The sequence below is a fragment of the Nonomuraea sp. NPDC046570 genome, from assembly GCF_040645915.1.
Taxonomy (GTDB): domain Bacteria; phylum Actinomycetota; class Actinomycetes; order Streptosporangiales; family Streptosporangiaceae; genus Nonomuraea.
Genome location: NZ_JBEYZF010000091.1, coordinates 2,190 through 3,654 on the forward strand (window position 1 = coordinate 2,190; position 1,465 = coordinate 3,654).

Annotated in this window: 1 rRNA gene (running past one end of the window); it reads right to left on the bottom strand. The window is 56.2% G+C overall.

What is annotated here, in order from left to right:
- Positions 1–1,269 (bottom strand): 23S ribosomal RNA (locus ABZ911_RS42705) (it extends 1,920 nt beyond the left edge of the window).
- Between the last annotated feature and the right edge of the window lie 196 nt (positions 1,270–1,465).

The following is a 1,465-nucleotide window of genomic DNA, read 5'->3' on the forward strand; positions in this document are numbered from 1 at the left end:
CAATGCCACGACTTCGGCGGTGTACTTGAGCCCCGCTACATTATCGGCGCGGAATCACTTGACCAGTGAGCTATTACGCACTCTTTCAAGGGTGGCTGCTTCTAAGCCAACCTCCTGGTTGTCTCTGCGACTCCACATCCTTTCCCACTTAGCACACGCTTAGGGGCCTTAGTCGGTGATCTGGGCTGTTTCCCTCTCGACTACGGAGCTTATCCCCCGCAGTCTCACTGCCACGCTCTCACTTACCGGCATTCGGAGTTTGGCTGACGTCAGTAACCTTGTCGGGCCCATCGGCCATCCAGTGCTCTACCTCCGGCAAGAAACACGTGACGCTGCACCTAAATGCATTTCGGGGAGAACCAGCTATCACGGAGTTTGATTGGCCTTTCACCCCTACACACAGGTCATCCCCCAGGTTTTCAACCCTGGTGGGTTCGGTCCTCCACGAGGTCTTACCCTCGCTTCAACCTGCCCATGCGTAGATCACTCCGCTTCGGGTCTACAGCATGCGACTCAAACGCCCTATTCAGACTCGCTTTCGCTACGGCTCCCCCACACGGGTTAACCTCGCCACACACCATAACTCGCAGGCTCATTCTTCAAAAGGCACGCAGTCACATCACAACCGTCCGAAGACGATTAAGCTCCTACGGCTTGTAGGCACACGGTTTCAGGTACTATTTCACGACCCCTCACCGGGGCGCTTTTCACCTTTCCCTCACGGTACTTGTTCACTATCGGTCATCAGGGAGTATTTAGGCTTACCAGGTGGTCCTGGCAGATTCACACAGGATTTCTCGGGCCCCGTGCTACTTGGGATCCCCTCAAACAGTCGACAAGATTTCGCCTACCCGGCTCTCACGGTCTACGGCAGCCCTTCCCAGAGCTTTCAACTACCCCATCGATTTATCACTGTTTGGAGACACGGCAGTATCTCCCAGAAGGTCCCACGACCCCACATGCGCAACGCCTGCCGGCTATCACACGCATACGGTTTAGCCTCATCCGCTTTCGCTCACCACTACTCACGGAATCACTGTTGTTTTCTCTTCCTACGGGTACTGAGATGTTTCACTTCCCCGCGTTACCACCAACCGCCCTATACATTCAGGCGGAGGCAACACCACATGACTGGTGCTAGGTTTCCCCATTCGGACATCCCCGGATCAACGTCTGGTTGGCGACTCCCCGAGGCTTAACGCAGCCTCCCACGTCCTTCATCGGCTCCTGATGCCAAGGCATCCACCGTGTGCCCTAAAAAACTTGGCCACAAAGATGCTCGCGTCCACTATGCAAATCTCAAACAACAAACAGCAACCAAACCCCACCCGCACCAGACCCAGCAGCACAAGCCGCCGACGGTATGACAGAGGATCCAGTCCTGCCCGAGGTCCAACAGACAGCGAGCCCACCCGAAGGCGGGCCCAGCCGGTCCGTTTCCTCAGGACCCAACAGTGTGTCCAAC